Raw genomic sequence first — 16,794 nt, 5'->3', positions numbered from 1 at the left:
CGCTCACCTCCTGATTACGAGGGTAGCCGCGGACGTGACTCCAGCACACCGCAGACGCGAAAATGGTCTGCGGGCGAGCGCGGACCCGAGCACGACAGGTCCGCGCGCCCTGCGATCAGCGTGCTGCGGTCGCCTCGGTGGTCAGCGACTTGAGCAGCTGGAGTACTTCCGATTCGCGGAACCGGCGATGTCCGCCCGGTGTGCGCAGCGACCCGAGGCGCCCGGCGTGAGCCCAGCGCGTCACGGTCTTGGGGTCGACGTGGAACAGGGCAGCAACCTGGCCCGGAGTCAGCAGGGTGTCCTGGCCGCCGACGGTGATCGCAGTCATAGCAAACCTCTCCGTTCTCGACAGTTCCCTCATCAGATGGCGCCATCGTCGCACTGAAACCCCTAGGTACTCGAACCACCTACAGTTGGTAAAGGGGAGGTAATAGACAAATCGGATGCGCGCCCCACCCCCGGCTGTTGGGCGTGCACCGGGGGCGGGCAACAGCTTCGCATAGGCTGAGGGATGTGCGTGACGCGAATCCACCAAAAGGTGCTTCCGGACAGCAAACGGCTGGCGCTGGTCGTCGTCTGGCCCGCAATCTGGCCCTTTACACCGTCGCCAGGTTGGGTCTCGTGGTAGTGCTCGCCGCGCTGATCGTGCTGGCCGCGCGGCTGGTGTCGGTGGACATCCCCATCGTGGTCGCCGCCTTGTTCGCGCTCATCATCGCGATGCCGCTGTCGCTGGTGCTGTTCAAGCGGCTGCGGGCCAAGGTGAACGAGGACATCGCCCTGGTCGACGAGCGCAGGCGCCGCGACAAGGCCGAGCTACGGGCGCGGTTGCGGGGCGACGAGCCGCCCGCTCCGCCGGAGTCGGGGACTTCTTCGTGAAGTCCTGCGATCACACCGCGCCGCGCGATTGGGTCGACAACGCGGTGCGGTTGATCGACGCCGACGCCCAGCGCAGCGCGGACACCCACTTGCTGCGCTACCCGCTGCCCGCCGAGTGGAACATCCAGCTCTATCTCAAGGACGAGTCCACCCACATCACCGGCAGCCTCAAGCACCGCCTGGCTCGCTCGCTGTTCCTGTACGCGATCTGCAACGGCTGGGTCACCGAGGGGACGACCGTGGTGGAGGCGTCCTCGGGTTCGACGGCGGTCAGCGAGGCCTATTTCGCGAAACTGCTCGGCTTGGACTTCGTCGCGGTGATGCCCGCGAGCACCTCTCCGCAGAAGATCGCGCTCATCGAGGCGCAGGGCGGGCGCTGTCATTTCGTGCAACGCCCGCCGGACATGTACACCGAGGCGGCGCGGCTGGCGGCCGAGTGCGGCGGTCACTACATGGACCAGTTCACCCACGCCGAGCGCGCCACCGACTGGCGCGGCAACAACAACATCGCCGAGTCGATCTTCCAGCAGATGGCGTTGGAGACCAATCCGGTGCCGGAGTGGATCGTGGTCGGCGCGGGCACGGGCGGCACCAGCGCCACGATCGGCCGCTACATCCGGTATCGCAGGCATGCGACCAAGCTGGCCGTGGTCGATCCGGAGAACTCCGCCTTCTACGGCGGCTACGAGACGGGCGATGCGGGTTACCAGACCGGAATGCCCTCCCGGATCGAAGGCATCGGCCGCCCCCGCGTGGAACCCTCGTTCGTCGGCCAGATCGTGGACCGCATGTTCGAGGTGCCCGACGCGGCGTCCATCGCTGCGGCCCGGTTCGCGAGCGTGCGGCTCGGCCGCCGGGTCGGCGGCTCCACCGGCACCAACCTGTGGGGCGTTTTCGCCTTGATCGCCGAGATGCTCTCCGAAGGGCGCGGCGGCAGTGTCGTCACCCTGCTGTGTGACGGCGGGGATCGCTATGCCGGAACGTATTTCGACGACGCGTGGGTGGCGTCCCAGGGGCTGGAGCTCGCGGAGCCCACCGCTGTCCTGGAGAAGTTCGTGGCGACCGGAATCTGGGACGCCTGATCGGTTCGTGCCCCGGCCACGGGTTTTGTTCGCCTGAGGCGGAACGGGGTCGAATCGCGCCCGCGGTTGTCAATTTTTGTTGACATCGCGAGCATGTGTCAATCAAAATTGACGTCATGACGGAAGCAACCACACTCGCGGCGGCCGCGGGCAGCCCCGATCCGAAGGTCGGGCTGCGCGCGGTGCTCGCGCTACGCAGGCTGCTCGAACGTCTCGAGGCGATCCAGGTGGCCAACGCCCGTGCTCAGGGCTGGTCGTGGCAAGCGATCGCGGAGGCGCTCGAGGTCAGCAGGCAAGCAGTCCACCAGAAGTACAACCGGAAAGGCAGGATCCGCTGATGTTCGAGCGGTTCAGCAGGTCTGCGCGCACGGCGATCATCGTCGCCCAGGAGGACGCGCGCGAACTCCACGCGTCGAATATCGAGGTGGAGCACGTATTGCTCGGCGTGCTCGCGCATGCCGAGCCGGAATTGGCGGCGTTGCTCGCGGACGCGGGACTCACTCGCGACGGCGTGCGCAGCGCGCTGGCCGAGCAGGGCAACGGGATACCGCTCGGCCCCGAGGACGCCGAGGCCTTGCGCTCCATCGGCATTGATCTGGACGCCGTCCGGGAGTCGCTGGATACGCATTTCGGCGAGGACGCGCTCGACCGCGCCGCGCCGGACCCGCGCCGTGGGCCGTTCCCGTGGAGCCGCGGTGGGTACTACGGGCACATTCCGTTCACGAAGGAAGCGAAGAAGGTGCTCGAGCTCTCCCTGCGTGAGGCGCTCGGTCGCAAGGACAAGACCATCGAGTCGGGGCACATGCTGCTCGGCATCCTGCGCGCCCCGAACCAGACGACGGTGCGCCTGCTCGGCGGCTCCGACGCGATCGGTGAATTGCGGCCCAAGGTGCACGCCCTGCTCGACCGTGCGGCTTGAGCAGGCGGACATGCGCTGCGGGAGTTCGTGTTTTCCAGCGGCGTGTGTCCGCCTCCGACGCCTAGCATTGGGCCATGCAGCTCGTGATTCGGTTGATCATCAACGCCGTGGCCATCTGGCTGGCCGCCGTCTGGGTCGACAAGATCGACATTCTCGCTCCGGAAGGCGGCAACGGCGCCAAGATCGGTGTGGTCCTCGCGGTGGCCGCGGTGTTCACGGCGGTGAACGCCCTGGTCAAGCCGATAGTGAAACTGCTGTCGCTACCGCTGGTGATCGTGACGCTCGGCCTGTTCCTGCTTCTGATCAACGCGCTCATGCTGTGGCTGACCGCCGAGATCACCGGAGCATTCAGCCATTACGGCCTGCGCGTCGAGGGCTTCTGGGCCGCGGTGTTCGGCGGCATCATCGTCTCGCTGGTGAACTGGGTGCTCGGCATCCTGGTTCCGGACGAGGATTAGTCCGCGCCGCCGCGAACGGACGACGCTCGATCGCGCATCGCGCCATCGAGTCCACCTGGTCGGCGCGATCCGCGACCGCGAGGGCCGCGCTAACCCAGCCCGACCGCCAGCGCGGTGACCGCCGACCAGACCAGCAGCGCCAGGCCGGAATCCCGCAGCGCGGGAATCAGTTCCAGCCCGCCCTTGCCGCCGCGCACCGGCGCGTTGGCGCGGACGGCGAGCGGTATCGCGAGCAACCCGGCCAGTGCCCATGGCGTGCGGGCCACCAGCGCCAACGTCACGAGGAACGGGACGGTGAGCAGGGCCAGGTGCAGCGTGCGGGTGCGCGGATCGCCGAGCTTGACCGCGAGTGTGACCTTTCCGGACCCGGTGTCGGTGGGGATGTCACGCAGGTTGTTCGCGACGAGCACGGCACTGGAGAACGCGCCCACCGCGATCGCGAGCAGCGCACCGACCCAGTCGATCCGGCCCGCCTGCACGAACTGGGTGCCGAGCACGGCGATCAGGCCGAAGAAGACGAACACCGCCACTTCACCGAATCCGCTGTAGCCGTAGGGCTTGCTGCCGCCGGTGTAGTACCAGGCGCCGGCCAGGCAGGCCGCGCCGACGAGCAGCAGCCACCAGGCGCTGGTGAGCACCAGCACCAGGCCGAAGACGGCCCCGACGACCAAGCTGACGATCGCGGCGGTCTTCACCGCGGTGGGCGAGGCCAATTTCTGCCCGACCAGGCGCAGCGGGCCGACCCGGACGTCGTCGGTGCCGCGGATGCCGTCGGAGTAGTCGTTGGCGAAGTTCACGCCGATGATCAGCGCCAGCGAAACGAACAGCGCGAGAATCGCTTTCCACCACACCGCACCGTCGATCGACGCGGCGGCGCCGGTCCCGGCGAGCACCGGGGCGATCGCGTTCGGCAGGGTACGGGGTCGCGCGCCCTCGATCCATTGCGCTGCAGTAGCCATGTTCGCAGCATAATCGGCGCAGTCGGACGCAGTCCGGGCATGGCCGGAGCGAAGGCGGAGGTACGCATAATGGGCAGAGTCGGACGTAGTCCGTCCTCAGCTCGCGCATGGCCGGACCGAAGGCGGAGGTTCCGCATAATGGGCAGAGTCGGACGTAGTCCGTCCTCAGCCCGCGCACGGCGATCAGGCCGTTTCGGCCGTCACCGCCTCCTGCATGCGCGCGAGTCCCTTCTCGAAGTCCCGGCCGACGAACTTGTCCATCGGGATGAGTTTGCCGATAACGGCCATCAGCCCGGTCTGCCGGCCGGTCATCCGCCAGGTCACTTCGGTGCCGGTCTCGACCGGGTCCAGGATGAAGGTCACCATGTTGGTGGCCTTCATGGGCTTCATGAACTCCAGGCGCACGCCGATCTCGCGCTCGGCGCTGCCGACGATCTCCATGCTGCCCGCTCCCGCCTTGCGGTTGCCGCTCCAGGCGTAGCGCGCGCCGACACCGGATTCCGCGCCGGAGTAACTGCGCTGGAGCTGCGGGTCGAGGTCCTCCCACGGCGACCACTCGACCCACTTGTGGAAATCGTTGATCAGCCCGTGCACGCGCGCGGGGTCGGCCGTGATCACGGCCGATCGGACCACCTCGAACTCAGCCATGGGGGTCACACTATGCGACCGACCGCTCGTAGTCGCGGCAAAGAATTCGTGTCGAGCTTCTCGGGCCTGCTCGCCTACGATGACCGCGGGATGTTTCCGGAGCACAGCGGCCCGCACGGCCACAGTCGAGCAGTGACGACGCCCGCAGGCGAATCGGTCGTGGTGGCCTTGCTGGGCGAGGTCGCGCTGCGCCGCGACGGCACGCTGACGCCGCTGCCCGGTGCGCGCTCCCGGCTGCTGCTCACCGCCCTGGCCCTGCGGCCGGGTCGCAGCCGCGGCGCGCAGGCCCTGATCGAGGACGTCTGGGGCGAACAGCCGCCGCGCTCGCCGATGAACGCGCTACACACCCAGGTTTCCCGGTTGCGTTCGGCGCTGCCGGAGGGCGCGCTGGAAATCGGCCCTGCGGGCTATCGGTTGACCCTCGGCGCCGATCAGGTCGACTTGTCCTCGGTGGGCGAGCGCGTGGCGCGGGCGCACGGGCTGCGCGCGGCGGGAGACCTTCCGGGATGCCTGGCGGAAATCACCCGGGCGCGGGGTCTGTGGCGCGGGGATCCCGGTGCCGATCTGCCGCCGGGCGACCTCGCCGACGAGCTTCGCGCAGCGGCCGGGCGGCGTCTGACCGAACTGGACGAACTCGAACTCGCCGCACGCGAGGACGGCGGCGACGTCGATGGAGCCTTGCGTCTCGCTCGGCTGCGCGCCGCCGCCGAACCGCTGAACGAGCCCGCGCAACAGACCCTCATGCGCCTGTTGGCGGCAGCGGGGCGGCCCAACGAGGCGGTGGAATCGTTCGCCGCTTTCCGCTCCCGGTTGGCCGAGGAACTCGGCACGGACCCGGGGCCCGCGCTCGTCGAGACGCATACGGCGATCCTGCGTGGGGAGCGGATAGGCCACGTCGCGCCGCCGCGCTCGGGCAGCGCGACGAGCGAAGACGGCGGTTCCCGAAGCGGGCTCGCGGCCGAGCCGACGCCCTCGGCCGCTGACGTACCGACACCGCACCTCGCCGCGATCGGCCTGCGTGCCGCGCCCAACGCACTGCTCGGCCGGGCCGCCGACATCACCGAGCTGATCGAGCTGCTCCGCGATGCCCGGGTGGTGACCGTGCTCGGCCCCGGCGGTGCGGGCAAGACCAGGGTCGCCAACGAGATCGGTTGGCAGGCGGCGGCCACCTGTCCGGTGGCGCTGGTCGAGCTGGCCTCGGTGCGCGCCGAAGGCGACGAAGCCAGGGTCGAGATCGAGGCGGCGATCGCCGCGGTACTCGGGCTCAGCGAGGTCACCTTCGACGCGGCCACGCTGCGTTCCGGGCAGAGCGTCGATCTGCGCGGGCGGCTGCACGACGCGGTGTCGGCGCGCTCGATGCTGCTGATCCTGGACAACTGCGAGCATCTGATCGACGCCGTCGCCGTGGTGGTCGCCGATCTGATCGGCGTCGCACCGAGGCTGACCGTGCTCACCACGAGCCGTTCGCCGCTGACCATCACCGCCGAGACGGTCTATCCTTTGCCGCCGCTGACCATCGACCCGGCGGGCTCGCCCGCCACCGAGCTGTTCGCCGCGCGCGCCAGGGCGGTGCGGCCCGGCGTCCGGCTGGATCCGGACGTGGTCGCCCAGCTGTGCCACACCCTCGACGGGCTGCCGCTGGCCATCGAACTGGCGGCGGCCCGCGTGCGCGTGATGAGCGTCGAGGAGATCAACGAGCGGCTGGCCGACCGGTTCGCGCTGCTGCGCCACGGCGATCGCAGTTCGCCCGAACGGCATCGCACGCTGCACGCGGTGATCGACTGGAGCTGGAACCTGCTCGACACCGAACAGCAAGCCACGTTGCGCCGGTTGTGCCGATTTCCCGCCGGTTTCACGCTGTCGGCGGCCGGGGCGGTCGCGGGCGGAGCCGACGTGGTCGATGTCGCCGCGGCCGTCGACGGCCTGGTCAACCAATCGCTGCTCACCGTGCTGGACGACGAAGTGCTCGGCACCCGCTACCGGATGTTGGAGACGGTGCGGGAATACGGTGAAGAGCAGCTGGCCGCCGCGGCGGGAGAGCCGGAATCGGTCGATACCCGGATGATGCGGTGGGCCAAGGACTACGCCGATGACGTGGCGAGCCGGTATATGACCGGCGATCAGTTCCACCTCGCGCTCTCCGTGGCGGCGGAGGTGGACAACTTGCTCGCCGCGCTGCGTTGCGCGATCGAAAGGCGGGATGCCGCGACGGCCTACACTGTGTTCCCGGTCGTCGCCACGCTGTGGATCATCCGAGGATCGCACTTGGAAGTGATCGCCTGGGCTCAGCGGGTCATCGAATTGGAGCCGGCCGACTTCGGGCAGGAAGGTCCGCGTCCGGATCTGGTGCTCGTGACCTACCAGATGACGTTCCTGCATCTCGCTTACACCAACGGCAGCGCCAGGGAGATCGCCGTGCTCCGCAAGCGCGTGCGCCGATTGCTTCATCTTCCCGTCGAACTCACCGAGAACAGCCGATTCATCGCCCGGGTCGTGCTAACCAGGGCCGACGGACGCGGCTTCAGCAGGCTCCTCGCCGAGGCGGCGCGTTCGGCAGATCCGGAGACCAGGGGTTCGGCGCTGTTGTTGCGAGCCAACATCCGGGAGAACCTCGGCGATGTGCGCGGCTCCACCATCGATGCGATCAAGGCGCTGGAGGTGCTCGGGCGCGAGAACGTCTGGAGCGTGGCCATGGTGAGCAGGCACCTCGGACAGGTTTGTGGACAGATCGCCCGCTACGACCAGTCGGTGACCTATTACCGCCGCGCGCTCGAGGTGTTGCAGCGGCTCGGCGCCTACGAGGACACGGTGGAGATCCGCAGCCTGCTGGTGGCTTCACTGGTCGGAATCGGCGAGCTGGAGCAGGCGCGGCGGGAACTCGACCTCGCGTTCGGCACGCCCGACTTGGACAACTCGTCCCTCGGACAGAACCGGCTGCTGTCCACCGTGATGCAGAGCTCGGCGGAGTTGGCGTTCGCGGAAGGTGACACCGCGGGCGGGTTCACTCGCTACGAACGCGCGCTGGAACTGTTCGGCTGGCCGGACAACGCGCTCGGCCCCGGGCCCGGCGCCCTGATGCTGGCCGCGGCGGCGCTCGCCGCGCAGGTGATAAACGGCGCCGCCGACCCGGACGCGACTCTGCCCACGCAGCTTGCCGAGACGGCTCTGCCGACCATGACCCAGTACCGCGACCTGCCGCAGATCGGCGGCGTCGCCTGCGCGATCGGCTCGTACCTCATCGCCGTCGACCGCGAGGTCACGGTGGGACTCGACTTGCTCGTCCTGGCCCCGAACGTCCTCTGCCGACAGGACTTTCCCTCGATGCGGTGGCAACGGCACTTGGACGCGGCGACCGCGAAGCTCGGTCCCGGCCCGGTCGCCGAAGCCCGCCGCCGCCTCGGCCACCTGCGCCGGAACAGGTCCGCGGATCGCATCATGGAATTGCTGCAAGGCCTGGTCGACGCTCGCTGATCAGCCGACGCCGGTGACCTGGTTTGCGCGAGGAATCGAACCGTCGTGCGCGGCAGCACAGCGAAAGCGGGCCGGGTGACGATGGTCACCCGGCCCGCCGTGGTGCGGTGATCGGTCACGCCCGGCGCATGTACGCCTTGACCGTGAGCGGGGCGAAGATCGCGATGACGACCAGCGAGCCGATCAGCGACCAAGCCAGATCGCTGCCGAAGGCGGCGCCGTTCATCAACCCGCGGCACGTGTTCACCATGTAATACACCGGGTTCACGTGATTGAGGCCCTGCATCCAGCCCGGCATCGTGCTCACCAGCGCGAAGGCGCCGGACATGAAGGTCAGCGGGAACATGATCATCATCGAGATGCCCTGCACGCCCGCCGCGCTCTTGCCGGTGACCCCGACCAGCGCCCAGATCCAGCTGATCGCGAACGAGCAGAAGACGATGACCAGACCCGCCGCGACGACCCCGAGCACACCGCCCTCCGGGCGATAACCGATGGCGACGCCGACGACGATGGTGAGCACGGTGGCGAGGGCGTAGCGCACCATATCCGCCAGCAGAGCGCCGGCCAGCGCCGAGACACGGGCGATCGGCAGGGATTTGAACCGGTCGAAGACGCCCTTGTCCATGTCCTCGCGCAACTGGGTGCCGGTGACGACCGAGGTGAGCACCACGGTCTGCACCAGGATGCCGGGAATCAGGACCGGCAGGTAGTCCTGCACGCTGCCGCCGATGGCGCCGCCGAAGATGTAGGCGAACAGGGCGGTGAACAGGATCGGCTGGATCGTCACGTCGAACAGCTGCTCGGGCTTGTGCTTGATCTTCAGCAGGCCGCGGTAGGCCATGGTGAACGAGTTCGCCGCCGCTTGGACGAGCGGAACGTGGTTGCTCACTTCGGGGATCTTCGTCGGCGCCGTTCGGCGCGTCTCGGTCGCGGTGATGGTGGTCATGGTCGTGCTCCTTCTCTGCGTGCGCGGGATCCGGCGTGGTCACGCAGGCTGCTGCCTGCGGTCCGGACGCTCATGCCGCGCTTTTCGCGGAATCGTCGGTGGTGTCCTCGGCCGGGTGGCCGGTGATGGTGAGGAAGACCTCGTCCAGGCTCGGCTTGGTCACGGTGATCTCATCGATGCCGATCTCCCACTCGCGCAGGCGGATCAGCAGATCGGCGGTGACTCCGGCGTCGGTCAACGGCGCGGTGAGCCGCCCGGCCTCCGGGGTGATCTGCGCTTCGACCCCGAGGAAATCGCCGACGATGCGGCGCGCCTCGTCGAGCTGGCCGCGATCGACCAGCGTCAGATGCAGCGACGAACCGCCCACGGAGGCCTTCAGTTCGTCGGCCGTGCCGTCGGCGATCACCTTGCCGCGGTCGATCACCGCGATGCGGTCGGCCAGTTGGTCGGCCTCGTCCAGGTATTGGGTGGTGAGCAGCACCGTCGCGCCTTCGCGGACGAGGCGGCGGATGGTCTCCCACATCTGGGCGCGGGTGCGCGGGTCGAGCCCGGTGGTCGGTTCGTCGAGGAACAGCAGCGGCGGCGTCGCGATGAGACTGGCCGCCAGGTCGAGGCGGCGTCGCATACCGCCGGAGAAGTGCCGCAGCGGCTTGTTCGCCGCCTCGGTGAGATCGAATTCCTCCAGCAGCTCGGCCGCCTTGCGCCGGGCGTCGACGCGACTCAGGCCGAGCAGTCGGGAGAAGACGATCAGGTTCTCGGTGGCGCTCAGGTCCTCGTCGACCGAGGCGTACTGCCCCGTGACACCGATGAGCGAGCGGACGGCGGTCGGCTCGGCGACCACGTCGTGGCCGAAGATGCGTCCGCTGCCGCCGTCCGGTCGCAACAGGGTCGCGAGCATCCGGATGGTCGTGGTCTTGCCTGCGCCGTTCGGTCCGAGCACGCCGTACACCGAGCCCTGCGGCACCGCCAGGCTCACGCCGTCGACGGCCCGCTGTTCCCCGAACACCTTGACCAGGCCGTCCGCCTCGACGGCGAGCGCTGAAGTTGGTGCGAAAGAAGTCATGTGGACAACTGTGGATGCCTAGACTTGCACGGCTCTTGCGTCGTGCTGTCTTGATTTCCGCCGCTACCCTCACGAATGTGAGCACAGCCGCTGATACGACTGCCGTGACGAACCTGATCATGAAGTACGCGGAACTGGTCGACGCCGGGGATTTCGCCGGTGTCGGCGCGCTGTTCGCCGACGGCGTCTTCGTCGGCAGCGGTACGACGATCAGGGGCCGGGAAGGCGTCGAGAAAATGCAACCCGTGGCGGCAGGCCGCTACCACGACCGCTTCGAACGCGTCGACGGGCAGTGGCGATTCGTGGAGCGCCGGGTTCATATTCACCTGACGGGCGATCTGAGCCGCCACTTGCGCGCCTAGCCATGGCCGGGAGAGCTTCGCCGGACGCGTACGCTGCCCGGCGATCCGCTAGCGGGTCGACTCGGCCAAGAGGTATTCGCGCAGTTTGGCGCGGTCGGGCTTGCCGGGGCCGCGGAGCGGGAATTCGTCGAGGACGGCTAGTTCGCGGGGGGCCGCGATGGAGTCCAGTTCGGCGGAGACGTATTCGCGCAGCTCGGGGAGGCTGGGGGTGGCGCCTGGGGCGGGGATCACCGCGACCGCGACGCGCTGGCCGAGCCGTTCGTCGGGCAAGCCGAGGACGACCACCTCGCTGATGGCCGGGTGGTTGATCAGCACGGCCTCGACCACCTGCGGGATCACCAGCAGGCCGCCGGTCGTGATCGCCTCGTCCAGTCGCCCGGTGATGCTCAATACGCCGTTGTCGAAGGTGCCCGCGTCCTCGGTGCGGAACCAGCCCGGCTCGGCGAAGGCGGGATGGTCGGGCTGATTGCGGTAGCCGGAGGCGATCATCGCGCCGCCCAGCACCACCCGGCCCTCTTCGATACGGACCTTCGTGCCCTCCAGCGGCACGCCGTCGTACACGCAACCGCCGCAGGTCTCGCTCATGCCGTAGGTGCGCACCACGGTGATGCCCGCGGCTCGCGCGCGCTCGTAGACCGGCAGCGGAGTTGCCGCGCCGCCCACCAGCACACCGTCGAGCTCGGCCAGCGCGGTGGCGGCGACCGGCGACTCCAACGCTTTGATCAGCTGGGTCGGCACCAGGGCCGTGTAGCGCCGCTCCCCGCGCATACCCGAGATGGCGCCCGCCAAGGCCTCGGGCAGGAATCCGCCGGACACGTCGAGCACGGTGGGTTCGGTCCCCGCCAGGATGCTGCGCAACAGCACCTGGATACCGGCGATGTGATGGGTCGGCAGGGCCAGCAACCAGTTGCCGGGGCCACCGAGCCGGTCGTGGGTAGCGGTGCCGCTGGCGCGAAGGGCCGACGAGCTGAGCATCGCGCCCTTCGGTATGCCCGTGGTGCCCGAGGTGGTCACCACCAGAGCGATGTCCTCGTCGATCGGCTCGCCCGGCGACAAAGCGTCGCTCAGGCGCCTCGCCTCGCGCCGATCGCTGGTGGGAATGGGGAGCCAGGCGGCCCCGTTACCTTCCAGCGCCTCCCGTAGGTGGGGCATGACGTCGCCGAGACCGGACCCGGTCGGCATCGGCAAGGTACGCAGTTTCTTGGTCATGCCATGCCTCGCCGCTCGCCCGGCTCGGTGGTGCCCAGAGCCGCTGTGCCCATGGCTCGCTCGCTGCACTCCCTCACGGTAGGGATCGTGTCATGCCCGCGCCGCCGCGTGCGGAACGGGTCGGTATGCCGGAGTGGCGCGCCCGTAGCGCGGCCATCCGGTCGGATCGGGGCTCAAGTGGGACAGGCATCGAGACTGCGATTCACTCGTCGGACGGGACACGGACACAGCCGGCCCGGACGTCGGCGGTCGGGTGGCCATCCGAGCGTTATCGTCCTCGCCGGTCGACGCGTTGGCAACTCGGTGCGGCCCGCCGAACTACCGAATGGAACCGTTGCTACGACGCCTGCCAGCGGGAATCCCGCCGGATCGGATGGGCAGGCGGAACCTCCACCAGAACGATCGGCACACCGTCTGGATCGCGTATCCACATCTCGTGCAGACCCCACGGCTCCTCGACGGGGGCGCGATCGATCGCGATGCCCTTCAGCGCCAGTTCCACGGCGGCGGCGGAGACGTCGCGCACCTGGAGCCAGATCGCGCCCTCGAACGACGACGATTCTCCGGACCCGCCGTGCGCGGCCACCTCGATCAGCGACTGTCCCGCGAAGAAGACCGTGCCGCCCGGATACTCCCGCGCGATGGCCAGTTCCAGCCCGTCCCGGTAGAACGCGAGCGTGGCCTGGTAGTCGGCGGGCCGCAGGATGATCCGGCTGCTGAGGATGTCCATGTCAGAAGTACCAGGGGTAGGGGGTCCAGTCCGGCTTGCGTTTCTGCAGGAACGCGTCGCGGCCCTCGACGGCTTCGTCGGTCATGTAGGCCATCCTGGTCGCCTCGCCCGCGAAAAGTTGCTGGCCCACGAGTCCGTCGTCCAGCAAATTGAACGCGTACTTCAGCATGCGCTGCGCCTGCGGGGACTTGCCGTTGATGTCGGCGGTCCACTCCAGCGCGACGTCCTCCAGCTCCGCGTGGTCGACGACCTTGTTCACCGCGCCCATCTGGTGCATCTCCTCGGCGGTGTAGGGGCGGCCAAGGAAGAAGATCTCGCGGGCGAACTTCTGGCCGACCATCTTGGCCAGGTACGCGCTGCCGTAGCCGCCGTCGAAGCTGCCCACGTCGGCGTCGGTCTGCTTGAACCGGGCGTGCTCGCGGCTGGCCAAGGTCAGATCGCAGACCACGTGCAGGCTGTGACCTCCGCCCGCGGCCCAGCCGTTCACCAGCGCGATCACCACCTTCGGCATGAAACGGATCAACCGCTGCACCTCCAGGATGTGCAGGCGGCCCGCGCGGGCCTGGTCGACCGTGTCGGCCGTCTCGCCGGTGGCGTACTGGTATCCGCTGCGACCGCGGATGCGCTGGTCACCCCCGGAGCAGAAGGCCCAACCGCCGTCCTTGGGGCTGGGCCCGTTGCCGGTGAGCAGCACCGCGCCGACGTCCGGAGTCATCCGCGCGTGGTCGAGTGCCCGGTAGAGTTCGTCGACCGTGTGCGGGCGGAACGCGTTGCGCACCTCCGGCCGGTCGAACGCGACACGCACGGTGCCCTGCTCGATGTGCCGGTGATAGGTGATGTCGGTCAGGTTCTCGAATCCCGGAACGGGGCGCCACAGCTTCGGATTGAACGTCACCGGGCAATGCTAGGTCTCGCTTCGCCTGAAAGTCGTGGTCGGGCCCGTAAGCGGCGACGACCCGGGACTTGCGATCCAGCGGCGGCGGAGGCGAGCGGTGCGGTCGAGGTCCCGCGAACCCGGGCATTCGCGCGGGGTTGGCCGGACTTCGATTTGACGGTGTAAAACTACGCGTTACCGTGCAAGTATGAGCGAGCGAGTGAAACCGGTTATAGACCGGAGCGCGGTGGACGGATCCCGGTACGAGAAGCACGGCGGGTTTCCGAAGGTCACACCCGCGAAGGTCGGGCCGAACTTCGGCGGGTTCATCGAAGCCATGCGGACGTTGCAGGATCTCGCGGTGAGCGCGAACGCGCCGGACGATGTCTTCGGGGCCGCGCAGGCCAAAGCCCGCGAGCTGATCGACCTGCTCGAGCCCTACCGCGCCCCCGAGTTGCATGGACCGGCGGGCCGCGCGGTCGAATTGCCCGGGCGGGGAAGCCTTCTGCTGTTGCCGTGGCGGGTGGTCGAGGCGGGCCCGGACGGCCTCGAGATGACGGGTGTGTTCCGCCGCTTCCATCTCGGCGGCAACGGCGCCGCGCACGGCGGTGTGCTGCCGCTGCTGTTCGACGATCTGCTCGGCATGATCGTGCATTACGCCGGACGGCCGATCAGCCGCACCGCGTATCTTCACGTCAACTACCGCAAGATCACTCCGCTCGAGACGGAACTGACGGTTCGCGGACGGGTCGATCGGATCGAAGGGCGAAAAACTTTTATCACCGCCGAATTGCTCGATGAGCAGGGCGATCTCCTCGCGGACTGCGAAGGTCTGATGGTCGAGTTGCTACCGTGGCAGCCGTAGCCGGGTGAATGCTGGCGCGGGCACGTATAGTTGCCCTCGCTCGTTCATCGATACCGATCCGGAGGAACCTGAAAGTGGTTGCAGCACTGTCTGAATCCCTGCTCGACGACGCGAAGCGCCCGGCTTTCCTTGCCGATGCCGTCGAGGTTCTCGACGCCGAGGTGTCGGACAAGGGTGGTGCGTCCGGCCTGGCTGTGAAGGGTGGCTACGCGGCGGTCAAGAAGATCAGCCCGTCCATCGTGCCCGATGCGCTGGAGTCGTTGGCGCCCAAACTGGTCGCGCAGCTGGAGCCGTTCTGGCAGGAGTACACGGCGTCGGGCTCCGGCAAGTTCGCCGATCTGCTCGTCGCCAAGTCCGATGAGGTCGCCGAGGCGTTGCTCGCCGTCACCGACGCCCGGGCCGAGTCCTCCAGCCGTCCTGCCCTGCAGAAGGTCTACTCCTCGATGCGTTCCTCGGCGAAGAAGAACGTCATCGAGGCGCTGCCGCGGGTCGGCGACCTGATCCAGAAGCACGCTGGATGATTTTGTGACTCGCGTCCGAGCGACCGCCGCCGGCGACTTCGTCGCGTACGCGGCGGCACTCGGACGCGAGCCCGGCCGTGGATGGGCCCGTGTGCGACGACACAGTGTGATTGCGAACCTCCCGGCGCGGACTTCTAGTTGACTGTCTGCCAGTCTGGAGGCGTGAACCCGTCTACAGCACAAGCGCAGGTCGTCGTCGACGAACTCGTGCGCGGGGGCGTGCGGGATGTCGTCCTGTGCCCCGGCTCCCGGAACGCTCCGCTGGCATTCGCCCTGCAAGCCGCCGATTCGGCCGGGCGACTGCGCCTGCACATGCGGATCGACGAGCGAACGGCGGGCTTCCTCGCCGTCGGGCTCGCGATCGCGAGCCGACTCCCGGTCCCGGTCGTGATGACCTCGGGTACCGCGGTGGCCAATCTCGGGCCTGCCGTGCTCGAGGCGAACTACGCTCGGGTCCCGCTGGTGGTGCTCAGCGCGAACCGGCCCTACGAGCTGCTCGGCTCCGGCGCCAATCAGACCGTCGAACAGTTCGGCCTGTTCGGCAGCCAGGTTCGCGCCACCATCTCGCTCGGTCTCGCGGAGGAGGAGCCGGGCGACGCCGAGCATCCGCCCTATGGCCGGCAGAACAGCCAGTGGCGCTCGGCGGTCTGCCGGGTGCTTGCGGCGGCGCGCGGTACCCGCTCCGGCAACGCCGGCCCGGTGCACTTCGATGTGCCGCTGCGCGAGCCCTTGGTCCCCGACTTGAAACCGGGTGAGACGGCTCCGGGGGGCCGCGCGGGGGAGTGCGCCTGGACCGACACCCAATACGCCACCTTGGACGTGCCGCTCGATCTCGACCTCACGCCCGACACGGTCGTGATCTCCGGACACGGCGCAGGCTTGCGGCCGGAGCTGGCGAATCTGCCCACCGTCGCCGAACCCACCGCCCCGATGCACGGTCCCGCGCTGCATCCCCTCGTGCTGCCGCTGTTGCGGCCGACGCAGGCGATCATCACCGGCCGCCCGACCCTGCACCGGCAGGTATCGAAGGTGCTCGCCGACCCGGACGTCCGGGTCTACGCGCTGACCACCGGTCCGCGTTGGCCCGACGTGTCCGGCAACGTGGTCGGCACCGGTACCCGCGCCGTCACCGTCGGCGCACCCAGCGCGCAATGGCTCGAGCACTGCCGCGAACTGAACGCGAAAGCCGACCAAGTGGTGCGTGGCGCACTCGCGCGGCACCCCAAGCCGACCGGGCTGCACGTCGCCGCGGTCGTGATGGACGCGCTGCGCGACGGTGACCAACTCCTGCTCGGCGCCTCGAACCCGGTGCGGGACGCGGCGCTGGTGTCGCATCCGCGTCCGGGGATCAGGGTGCTGTCGAATCGCGGCGTAGCGGGTATCGACGGCACGGTGTCCACCGCGGTCGGCGCCGCTCTGCACCACGACGGGCGCACCATCGCCCTGATCGGTGACCTGACCTTCCTGCACGACGCGTCCGGCCTGCTGATCGGGCCGGGCGAACCACGGCCCGCCGATCTGACCATCGTCGTCGCCAACGACGACGGCGGCGGCATCTTCGAACTGCTCGAGCAGGGCGACCCGCAATACGCGGGCGTGTTCGAGCGGGTCTTCGGCACCCCGCACGGCATGGATCTCGCCGCCTTGTGCGCCGCCTATCGCATTCCGCACCGGCAGGTGGATCCGCAGCAGCTGGCCGTCGAGCTGACCGGGCACGCCCATGGCATACGGGTGCTCGAGGTCGCCACCGAGCGGTCCAGCCTGCGGGAACTGCACGCGACGGTGCGGGCCGAGATCCAGCCCTGACC

18 protein-coding genes are annotated in these 16,794 nt (G+C 68.8%); 10 read left to right on the top strand and 8 right to left on the bottom strand.

All coding sequences use genetic code 11. The features are described 5' to 3' along the window. Positions 1-115: 115 nt before the first annotated feature. Positions 116-328 (bottom strand): BldC family transcriptional regulator, encoded by a 213-nt coding sequence (locus tag ACFV2O_RS25815; protein ID WP_039802103.1) that lies wholly within the window; start codon positions 326-328, stop codon positions 116-118. 185 nt (positions 329-513) lie between these two features. On the opposite strand from ACFV2O_RS25815, the gene ACFV2O_RS25810 reads away from it, so the two are divergent. The 5 genes from ACFV2O_RS25810 (at position 514) to ACFV2O_RS25790 (ending at position 3,335) form a co-directional block, all read left to right on the top strand. Then, positions 514-876 (top strand): DUF4229 domain-containing protein, encoded by a 363-nt coding sequence (locus ACFV2O_RS25810; RefSeq protein ID WP_379253994.1) that lies wholly within the window; start codon positions 514-516, stop codon positions 874-876. Further along, positions 873-1,958, top strand: a complete 1,086-nt coding sequence (locus tag ACFV2O_RS25805) for a PLP-dependent cysteine synthase family protein (RefSeq protein ID WP_379253993.1) — start codon at positions 873-875, stop codon at positions 1,956-1,958. Before ACFV2O_RS25810 ends, ACFV2O_RS25805 begins: the two co-directional genes overlap by 4 nt. A 116-nt stretch (positions 1,959-2,074) precedes the next feature. After that, positions 2,075-2,296, top strand: a complete 222-nt coding sequence (locus ACFV2O_RS25800) for a helix-turn-helix domain-containing protein (RefSeq protein ID WP_039802098.1) — start codon at positions 2,075-2,077, stop codon at positions 2,294-2,296. Beyond that, on the top strand, positions 2,296-2,877 hold the full coding sequence (locus ACFV2O_RS25795) for a Clp protease N-terminal domain-containing protein (RefSeq protein WP_355071991.1): 582 nt from the start codon (positions 2,296-2,298) through the stop codon (positions 2,875-2,877). Before ACFV2O_RS25800 ends, ACFV2O_RS25795 begins: the two co-directional genes overlap by 1 nt. Positions 2,878-2,951: 74 nt before the next feature. Further along, positions 2,952-3,335 carry a phage holin family protein gene (locus ACFV2O_RS25790; RefSeq protein WP_355071993.1) on the top strand — a complete coding sequence of 128 codons (384 nt, stop codon included), beginning with the start codon at positions 2,952-2,954 and terminating at the stop codon, positions 3,333-3,335. 89 nt (positions 3,336-3,424) lie between these two features. Here the strand turns inward: ACFV2O_RS25790 and ACFV2O_RS25785 are convergent, their stop codons facing one another. Together ACFV2O_RS25785 and ACFV2O_RS25780 are read right to left on the bottom strand one after the other, a co-directional pair. Continuing rightward, positions 3,425-4,294 (bottom strand): 1,4-dihydroxy-2-naphthoate polyprenyltransferase, encoded by an 870-nt coding sequence (locus ACFV2O_RS25785; RefSeq protein ID WP_356962547.1) that lies wholly within the window; start codon positions 4,292-4,294, stop codon positions 3,425-3,427. Positions 4,295-4,477: 183 nt separating this feature from the next. Next, positions 4,478-4,942, bottom strand: coding sequence for an SRPBCC family protein (locus ACFV2O_RS25780; RefSeq protein WP_355071996.1), 465 nt, complete (start codon positions 4,940-4,942; stop codon positions 4,478-4,480). 132 nt (positions 4,943-5,074) lie between these two features. On the opposite strand from ACFV2O_RS25780, the gene ACFV2O_RS25775 reads away from it, so the two are divergent. Next, the gene (locus tag ACFV2O_RS25775; protein ID WP_379253992.1) at positions 5,075-8,413 is read left to right on the top strand and encodes a BTAD domain-containing putative transcriptional regulator; all 3,339 of its coding nucleotides are present in this window, start codon (positions 5,075-5,077) and stop codon (positions 8,411-8,413) included. A 115-nt stretch (positions 8,414-8,528) separates the two neighbouring features. Here ACFV2O_RS25775 and ACFV2O_RS25770 read toward each other — a convergent pair whose 3' ends face one another. Beyond that, positions 8,529-9,362 (bottom strand): ABC transporter permease, encoded by an 834-nt coding sequence (locus ACFV2O_RS25770; protein WP_355071999.1) that lies wholly within the window; start codon positions 9,360-9,362, stop codon positions 8,529-8,531. 70 nt (positions 9,363-9,432) lie between these two features. Beyond that, entirely contained in the window at positions 9,433-10,425 is a 993-nt protein-coding gene (locus ACFV2O_RS25765; RefSeq protein WP_355072000.1) for an ATP-binding cassette domain-containing protein, read from the bottom strand. 77 nt (positions 10,426-10,502) lie between these two features. Here ACFV2O_RS25765 and ACFV2O_RS25760 point away from each other — a divergent pair, with 77 nt between their 5' ends. After that, the gene (locus ACFV2O_RS25760; protein ID WP_379253991.1) at positions 10,503-10,787 is read left to right on the top strand and encodes a nuclear transport factor 2 family protein; all 285 of its coding nucleotides are present in this window, start codon (positions 10,503-10,505) and stop codon (positions 10,785-10,787) included. Between the two features lie 48 nt (positions 10,788-10,835). On the opposite strand, the gene menE is transcribed toward ACFV2O_RS25760, so the two are convergent. The 3 genes from menE to ACFV2O_RS25745 all read right to left on the bottom strand — a co-directional run bounded on the left by menE (position 10,836) and on the right by ACFV2O_RS25745 (position 13,621). Continuing rightward, positions 10,836-11,996, bottom strand: coding sequence for an o-succinylbenzoate--CoA ligase (gene menE / locus ACFV2O_RS25755; RefSeq protein WP_355072003.1), 1,161 nt, complete (start codon positions 11,994-11,996; stop codon positions 10,836-10,838). 337 nt (positions 11,997-12,333) lie between these two features. Then, positions 12,334-12,726: a VOC family protein gene (locus ACFV2O_RS25750; RefSeq protein WP_355072004.1), complete on the bottom strand. Its 393-nt coding sequence runs from the start codon at positions 12,724-12,726 to the stop codon at positions 12,334-12,336. Between the two features lies 1 nt (position 12,727). Further along, positions 12,728-13,621 carry a 1,4-dihydroxy-2-naphthoyl-CoA synthase gene (locus ACFV2O_RS25745; protein WP_379253990.1) on the bottom strand — a complete coding sequence of 298 codons (894 nt, stop codon included), beginning with the start codon at positions 13,619-13,621 and terminating at the stop codon, positions 12,728-12,730. Positions 13,622-13,808: 187 nt separating this feature from the next. Between ACFV2O_RS25745 and ACFV2O_RS25740 the strand changes: the two genes are divergently transcribed. From ACFV2O_RS25740 to menD, 3 genes are all read left to right on the top strand, one after another. Further along, positions 13,809-14,465, top strand: coding sequence for a PaaI family thioesterase (locus tag ACFV2O_RS25740; protein ID WP_379253989.1), 657 nt, complete (start codon positions 13,809-13,811; stop codon positions 14,463-14,465). Between the two features lie 74 nt (positions 14,466-14,539). Next, positions 14,540-14,986: a DUF6918 family protein gene (locus ACFV2O_RS25735; RefSeq protein ID WP_355072006.1), complete on the top strand. Its 447-nt coding sequence runs from the start codon at positions 14,540-14,542 to the stop codon at positions 14,984-14,986. Between the two features lie 162 nt (positions 14,987-15,148). Then, on the top strand, positions 15,149-16,792 hold the full coding sequence (gene menD, locus ACFV2O_RS25730) for a 2-succinyl-5-enolpyruvyl-6-hydroxy-3-cyclohexene-1-carboxylic-acid synthase (protein WP_379253988.1): 1,644 nt from the start codon (positions 15,149-15,151) through the stop codon (positions 16,790-16,792). The last annotated feature ends 2 nt before the right edge of the window (positions 16,793-16,794 follow it).

The sequence above is a fragment of the Nocardia sp. NPDC059691 genome, from assembly GCF_042733915.1.
In the GTDB taxonomy this organism is placed as follows: domain Bacteria; phylum Actinomycetota; class Actinomycetes; order Mycobacteriales; family Mycobacteriaceae; genus Nocardia; species Nocardia sichangensis.
Note: the sequence above shows the minus strand (reverse complement) of the source record. Positions and strands in the feature narration are given on the sequence as shown.

Bases quoted from the DNA above. Each gene is read 5' to 3' on its own strand.
- ACFV2O_RS25780 (WP_355071996.1), bottom strand. From the start codon at position 4,942: ATGGCTGAGTTCGAGGTGGTCCGATCGGCCGTGATCACGGCCGACCCC.
- ACFV2O_RS25815 (WP_039802103.1), bottom strand. From the start codon at position 328: ATGACTGCGATCACCGTCGGCGGCCAGGACACCCTGCTGACTCCGGGC.
- ACFV2O_RS25765 (WP_355072000.1), bottom strand. From the start codon at position 10,425: ATGACTTCTTTCGCACCAACTTCAGCGCTCGCCGTCGAGGCGGACGGC.
- ACFV2O_RS25750 (WP_355072004.1), bottom strand. From the start codon at position 12,726: ATGGACATCCTCAGCAGCCGGATCATCCTGCGGCCCGCCGACTACCAG.
- ACFV2O_RS25790 (WP_355071993.1), top strand. From the start codon at position 2,952: ATGCAGCTCGTGATTCGGTTGATCATCAACGCCGTGGCCATCTGGCTG.
- ACFV2O_RS25770 (WP_355071999.1), bottom strand. From the start codon at position 9,362: ATGACCACCATCACCGCGACCGAGACGCGCCGAACGGCGCCGACGAAG.
- ACFV2O_RS25740 (WP_379253989.1), top strand. From the start codon at position 13,809: ATGAGCGAGCGAGTGAAACCGGTTATAGACCGGAGCGCGGTGGACGGA.
- ACFV2O_RS25785 (WP_356962547.1), bottom strand. From the start codon at position 4,294: ATGGCTACTGCAGCGCAATGGATCGAGGGCGCGCGACCCCGTACCCTG.
- ACFV2O_RS25800 (WP_039802098.1), top strand. From the start codon at position 2,075: ATGACGGAAGCAACCACACTCGCGGCGGCCGCGGGCAGCCCCGATCCG.
- menE (WP_355072003.1), bottom strand. From the start codon at position 11,996: ATGACCAAGAAACTGCGTACCTTGCCGATGCCGACCGGGTCCGGTCTC.
- ACFV2O_RS25795 (WP_355071991.1), top strand. From the start codon at position 2,296: ATGTTCGAGCGGTTCAGCAGGTCTGCGCGCACGGCGATCATCGTCGCC.